The organism is Pseudomonas juntendi (assembly GCF_009932375.1).
Lineage (GTDB): Bacteria > Pseudomonadota > Gammaproteobacteria > Pseudomonadales > Pseudomonadaceae > Aquipseudomonas > Aquipseudomonas juntendi.
Window position 1 is genome coordinate 1 of the sequence record NZ_BLJG01000576.1, and the last position, 207, is coordinate 207.

The window sequence follows — 207 nt, forward strand, 5'->3', positions numbered from 1 at the left end:
GCGCTGGCTTGCCGGCGACGGAGGGGCGATGCAGACAACACGTTCCTTGCAGACAGAAAAAAGGGCCTGTGAAGGCCCTTTCCCCAATCAACCACCCAGATACGCGTCGCGCACCTTCGGGTCGGTCAACAAGGCTTCCCCGGTACCTTGCATCACCACCCGGCCGTTTTCCAGCACGTATGCCCGGTCGGCAATCTTCAGCGCCTG

The 207-nt window shown here is 61.8% G+C and carries 1 pseudogene; it reads right to left on the bottom strand.

Going from position 1 to position 207, the window contains the following annotated elements:
* Window positions 1–87: 87 nt before the first annotated feature.
* Window positions 88–207: pseudogene (locus GYA94_RS27340) on the bottom strand (ABC transporter ATP-binding protein); the annotation flags it as partial.